Origin of the sequence: Citricoccus sp., assembly GCF_032154715.1 — a bacterium.
Taxonomy (GTDB): domain Bacteria; phylum Actinomycetota; class Actinomycetes; order Actinomycetales; family Micrococcaceae; genus Citricoccus.
The window spans coordinates 1-5,657 of sequence record NZ_JALDXU010000140.1 but is presented as its reverse complement, the minus strand read 5'-3'; the positions used below and the strand labels follow the sequence as shown (position 1 = coordinate 5,657).

The following is a 5,657-nucleotide window of genomic DNA, read 5'->3' as shown; positions in this document are numbered from 1 at the left end:
CCCCCGCCACCCGGACCGCCCTTCGTTTATCCACTGTCAACGCTGCGGACGTCCGGCGTGCCCCGAATGCCAGCGTCCGGCCGCCGTCGGCATCCACTGTGTGGACTGTGCCGCCGGCCGAGGGCCAGATGGAACAGGCACTGCGGGCCCCGGACAGTCATCCGCCGACCCATGGGGGGTTCCGCTCTCCGGACCCCCGGAGGCGAAAAGGCCACCTTACGGCCAGGGCAGACTGATGCTTCCGACGGGCCCGGGCATGGGCCGTCCCGGGGGGACAGCCGTCCGCCGCCGGTCCGGGCAACCGTGGGTCACCTGGACCATGATCGGGCTCTGCGTGGTCATGTATGCCCTGCAGTGGGTCACCTCGGGACAGCGCGTCGGCATCACCGAACAGTTCTTCTACGCCGGATTGCACACCTCGGCGGAGGCCATGGAGCCATGGCGCATGCTGACGTCGGCCTTCCTGCACTCACTGGGAAATCCGCTGCACATCGTGCTGAACCTGTACACCCTGTGGCTCATGGGACGCATGCTGGAACCCGTGCTCGGATGGCCTCGGTTCCTCGCGCTCTACCTGCTGTCCGCCTTCGGTGGCTCCGTAGCGGTGCTGTTGCTCTCCAACCCCTACATCCCTGTGGTGGGTGCCTCCGGTGCCGTCTACGGCCTTTTCGCGGCCCTGTTCATCGTGATGCGGCGGACCGGGGGCAACGTGACCGGGATCGCCGCCCTGATCGGGGTGAACCTGGTGATCTCCTTCTTCCCGGGAGCCAACATCTCGTGGCAGGGCCATGTCGGAGGCCTGATCACGGGGGCCGCCTGTGCCGCCGTGGTGGCCTATCTGCCCCGTGGTCATCGCGGGGCAGGGTTTCCGGTGCGATTGGATCAGCGCGCGGCCACCGTCCAGTGGCTCCTCCTGGCAGGAATCCTCGTGGTGCTGGTGGCCCTGACGGTCGTGGGCGTCCTGCGGCTCACGGACGCCGCCCTGGTCGAGTACTGGCTGGAGATGTGAGCAGGACATCGCTGCCACCTGACGCCGGGGCTCTGATGCGTGGTGGGTGACGCTCTGCGCGTCACGGTGAAGCGGTGAGGCGAAACGGACCCGTGGAGGGTCGATCCTGCGGGGATCGACCCTCCACGGGTCTTGTGTTTATCCACAGAGTTATCCACGGATGTGGATGGAATGACATGGATGTGATTCGCTGTCTAAGTTATCCACAGGCGTTATCCACACTGTGGACGAATGACAGGCATGTTGTTCACCCTGTGGATAGCGATGTGGATCGTTAAACCCCAAGTCAGAAGCAAAATTGGTGAGAATCTGACGGTTGTGGAGAACTCGGGCGTTTTGACGGCTCCTACCCGTAGGTCTTCCACAATTGCGGCGGAGGCGGGAGCATCGGATCATGACAAAGGAAGCCGCTGAATCCACAGGCCCGTCGAAAGATAACCACAGGCCTGTCGACCTGCCACTCGGACAGCTGTCCCAGCAATTGCGCTGGTATTGGGATCACCATCTGTCCGCCCGTCTGGCGGGGATGACCGACGAGGAGTACCACTGGGAACCGGCACGTGGGGCGTGGGGTCTGCGTCCACGGGGCGCTACTCCACCGGACTACCCGGGCGCCGTGCAGGCCGGTGGTGGCGACTGGGTGGTCGACTTCGCCTTTCCCGAGCCGGAACCCCCACCGATGACGACGATCGCATGGAGGATGGCTCACGAGCTCGTGGGCGTGTTCGGAACACGGATGGCGGGGCACTTCGACGGTCCGGAGATGGACTACTTCACCTATGACTACCCGGGAACCGCACGGGCGGCCTATGAGAGGCTGGACGCCGCCGTGACGGCATGGTGTGAGGCGGTGGACTCGCTCGATGCCGCCGCGCTCGGCGCAGCCGCGGGAGAGTCCGAGGGACCGTGGAAGGAGCACTCCATGCTGGAGCTGGTCCTGCACATCAACCGCGAGGCCATCCACCACGGGGCTGAGATGTGCCTACTGAGAGACCTCTATCGCGCGGACACGAACGTCTAGCGCCAACGCGTGGTCATGAGGAAGCCCACGCAGGCGATTCCGAAGCCGATGCCGATGTTCCATCCACCGGCCTGCGGGAGGGGGGCCACGCCCATCGTGAGGTAGTAGACGACGATCCAGAGCAGGCCGACGATCATCAGGCCGAACATGATGGCCTTGTACCAGGTGGGCAGCGGGCCCGGCTCAGGCTTCTCCGCGCGGAGATCGGCCCGACGCTGGCCTCGCTCGGCCTGCGCAGCACTCTTGCTCTTCGGGCCGATCGGGCCGGTCTTGCGGGACTTCGACTCGGGCACTTCGATTCCTGTCCACGATGGTTCGGTCACGTCGCCGCACCAGAACCGGTCACGGCGTAGTCTGCTTCAGATGAAGTACTCGGCCCAGTCTAGCGGCGAACGCGGGCCGGCCCGTGAGACCCCCGGGCCTCGCCCCGATGCGCCGAGTGCCTCCGGACCCGCCTCCGCTGCCCTGCCCGCCCGACACACGATGGGACCTCCGCTCATGACCTCCCCGACCGCTTCCACCGACTCGGACCACGTCACCGGCTCCGGGGCCGGATCGCCCGCCCGGATCCTCGTGGTCGACAACTATGACAGCTTCGTCTACACGCTCGTGGGATACCTGCGGGAACTGGGGGCGGACACCCTCGTGGTCCGCAATGATGCCGTGAGCCTGGACGAGGCGACCGAACTCGCGGCTGAACGGGACGGGATCCTGTTGTCCCCCGGTCCCGGGACCCCCGCCGAGGCCGGTATCAGCACGGAGATGGTCCGGTGGGCCGCCGAACAGGGCAAGCCCCTCTACGGCGTCTGCCTGGGTCATCAGGCGATCTCCGAGGCGCATGGGGCCACCGTGACGCACGCCGAGGAACTCATGCACGGCAAGACCTCCCGAGTCGTGCACGGCGGTCACCCCATGTTCGCCGGCATCCCGGACCCCTTCACCGCCACCCGCTATCATTCCCTGGCGGCTGTGCGGGCCACGATCCCAGAGGAACTGGAGATCACCGCGGAAACGGACGGCGGGATCGTCATGGGTGTGGCCCACCGGAGCGCTCCCTTGTGGGGCGTGCAGTTCCACCCGGAATCCGTGCTGACCGAGGGCGGCTACCGGATGCTGGGCAACTGGCTGGAGTCCCTGGGCATGGAGGGCGCGGCGGCCCGGGCCGATACTCTCTCCCCCGTGATGGGCTGACGCCCGCCTCGCCTGGTCCCTTCAAGGGCTCGCCGACTCCGGCGAGCCTGCCGCTCAGCTACCCTGCCCGCGACCCCGGTTGTTGCCCGGTCCGGTGGGCTGCGATCCGGAGGCGTCAGCAGCTGATTCCGACGGGCTGGGTGACTCGCTGGGTGATCCGGTGGGAGAGGCACTCGGGCTCGGGGACTCACTCGGACTGGGCGACTCACTCGATGGAGACGGAGTCGGTGACGGAGAGGGCTCCTCGGGTGCCTTCGCCACCTCGACCGTGACGGAGGAGTCCTGGGGCACCTCGGTACCCTCGGTCTGCTCCTGACCGACCACGGTGCCCGGTTCCACGGGTGCTTCACGATCCACCTCGGAGACCGTCATCTGCAGGCCCAACTCCAGGAGGACCGCCCGGGCCTCCTCCTGGGTCATTCCGACGAGGTCCGGCACTCCGACGTTGCCGGAGGACATCTGCAGCTCCACGGAGGCGCCGGACTTCACGGTGGCACCGAGTTCGGGGGAGGTGCCGACCAGCCGGTCCCGCGGGACGTCGGCCGAGGGGACATAGCGCACCGAGGAGATGGACAGGCCCAGCCCCTCCAGGGTGTCCCGCGCCGTGGCCTCGGACTGACCGGCCAGGTCCGCGGGGATCTCCACCTGTTCGGGGCCGATGGAGATGAAGAGGGTGATCTCCTGGTTCTTCTGGACGAGGGTGCCGCTGGCAGGTTCGGTGCCGACGGCCAGATCCCGCTGGATCTCGTCATCATGCACCTCCTCCAGGATGGGCCGCAGTTCCGCGGAGGTCAGCGCGTTCTGGGCCTCGATCTGGGTCATCTCGGCCACGGACGGGACCGTCACCTGATTGGCCTCCACCGTTCGCCGGTTCAGTTCCTCCATCAGGAACCATCCGCCCGCCACGGCCGCTAGGGCCAGGATGACCACGAGAATGGGCACCCAGACGCGGTGCGCCTTGCGCTTCTTCCTCGGGGCACCCGGGCGCGGTTCCTCGCCGAGGTCCAGCGGGTGGCCGGTGTCCTCTGGCGGCGCGGGCGGCGTGGCCGCGGTCGGGGCCGAGACGGCATCGGCCTGCTGACCGTTGTAGCGACCAACCGATGAGGCCGTATACCTCTCGGTGCCGGGCTCGCTCCCGGGCTCCTTCCCGACGGCGGCCATCGCCCTGGTCTGTCCTTCCGGCCGGGGAGACACGGCCGTCATGGCCTCGGTGGCACCGTCCGGAGACATCCCGACGGCGGCCGCACCGGCGGCGGCGCCCGCAGCGGCGCCGGCCGTGGCGCCGGCGATACCACCGGAGTGGTCCGCAGCGGCAGCCGAGCCGGACGAGCGCTGAAGGTGGCCGGCGTCGGGCTGCTCCGCCGCCCGGTTCAGGCTGGCACGGAATTCCAGTCCGGACTGGAACCGGTCCTCGCGGTCCTTCGAGAGCGCCCGGGAGACCACGGCGTCCAGGGCGGGCGAGACGGTCGGGTTGAGTGTGGAGGGCACCGGGGGTTCCTCCCGGACATGCTGGTAGGCCACGGCCACCGCGGAATCCCCCACGAACGGCGGGCGCCCGGTCAACAACTCGAACAGCAGGCAGCCGGCCGAGTACAGGTCCGACCGCGAATCCACCGATTCGCCCCGGGCCTGCTCAGGGGACAGGTACTGGGCGGTTCCGACCACGGCCTGGGTCTGGGTCATCGTGGCAGCCGAATCGGACAGGGCGCGGGCGATGCCGAAGTCCATGACTTTCACGGCCCCGGATTTGGTGACCATGATGTTGGCCGGTTTGATGTCCCGGTGGACGATGCCTTCCTCATGGCTGTAGTTCAGGGCTGCCAGCACCCCGGAGGTCCATTCGATGGCCTGGTCCACGGTGACCTCATCATGGCGCAGCAAATCGCGCAACGTGCGGCCGTCCACGAACTCCATGACCATGAAGGGGCAGGCGACGCCCTGGTAGGCGCCGTCCTCGAACCGTTCCTCACCCGTGTCGAACACCGAGACGATGTTCGGGTGATTCAATGCGGCGGAGGACTGAGCCTCCCGGCGGAACCGGGACTGGAACTGCGGATCACGGGCCAGATCCGGACGCATCAGCTTGATGGCGATCTTGCGACCGAGTTTCTGGTCCCGACCTTGGAACACATCGGCCATGCCACCCCGGCCGATGAGGTCACCGACCTCGTAACGGCCGTTGAGGATGCGTTGATGTGGCACTGTCGTTCGTCCTGTTCTGGGATTCGAAAACTGGAGAGGGTCGAGGAGATCGAGGCGATGGCTCCGGAGCCCGGTCCTTCGGTGTCGTCGTGGCTAGGGTGCCGGCTCGTCGGTCGTGGGAGTCGGAGTCGGTTGCCCGGTCGTGGGATCCTGGGTCGGCTCCTGCGTGGGAGTCTGCGTGGGCTCCTGTGTGGTGGCCTCGTCCGGCGGTGCCTGGGTGGCGGTCTCCTGCGG

The 5,657-nt window shown here is 67.5% G+C and carries 5 protein-coding genes; 3 read left to right on the top strand and 2 right to left on the bottom strand.

The window, feature by feature from the left end; all coding sequences use genetic code 11:
- The first annotated feature begins 235 nt into the window (after positions 1 to 235).
- Together RUH65_RS15125 and RUH65_RS15120 are read left to right on the top strand one after the other, a co-directional pair.
- On the top strand, positions 236 to 1,009 hold the full coding sequence (locus RUH65_RS15125) for a rhomboid family intramembrane serine protease (RefSeq protein ID WP_396180366.1): 774 nt from the start codon (positions 236 to 238) through the stop codon (positions 1,007 to 1,009).
- 394 nt (positions 1,010 to 1,403) lie between these two features.
- Positions 1,404 to 2,030 carry a DinB family protein gene (locus RUH65_RS15120; RefSeq protein WP_313818452.1) on the top strand — a complete coding sequence of 209 codons (627 nt, stop codon included), beginning with the start codon at positions 1,404 to 1,406 and terminating at the stop codon, positions 2,028 to 2,030.
- Here the strand turns inward: RUH65_RS15120 and RUH65_RS15115 are convergent.
- A complete protein-coding gene (locus RUH65_RS15115) occupies positions 2,027 to 2,323 on the bottom strand; it encodes a cell division protein CrgA (RefSeq protein WP_313818451.1) in 297 nt (98 codons plus the stop codon). The two genes, RUH65_RS15120 and RUH65_RS15115, sit on opposite strands and share 4 nt — an antisense overlap.
- Before the next feature lie 205 nt (positions 2,324 to 2,528).
- Between RUH65_RS15115 and RUH65_RS15110 the strand changes: the two genes are divergently transcribed.
- Positions 2,529 to 3,221, top strand: coding sequence for a glutamine amidotransferase-related protein (locus RUH65_RS15110; protein WP_313818450.1), 693 nt, complete (start codon positions 2,529 to 2,531; stop codon positions 3,219 to 3,221).
- Between the two features lie 54 nt (positions 3,222 to 3,275).
- Here the strand turns inward: RUH65_RS15110 and pknB are convergent, their stop codons facing one another.
- Complete coding sequence (gene pknB, locus RUH65_RS15105) at positions 3,276 to 5,423, bottom strand: Stk1 family PASTA domain-containing Ser/Thr kinase (protein ID WP_313818449.1); 2,148 nt, start codon at positions 5,421 to 5,423, stop codon at positions 3,276 to 3,278.
- Positions 5,424 to 5,657 lie beyond the last annotated feature (234 nt).

Coding starts and splice junctions, on each gene's coding strand:
- RUH65_RS15120 (WP_313818452.1), top strand. CDS start 1,404: ATGACAAAGGAAGCCGCTGAATCCACAGGCCCGTCGAAAGATAACCAC.
- RUH65_RS15110 (WP_313818450.1), top strand. CDS start 2,529: ATGACCTCCCCGACCGCTTCCACCGACTCGGACCACGTCACCGGCTCC.
- RUH65_RS15125 (WP_396180366.1), top strand. CDS start 236: ATGCTTCCGACGGGCCCGGGCATGGGCCGTCCCGGGGGGACAGCCGTC.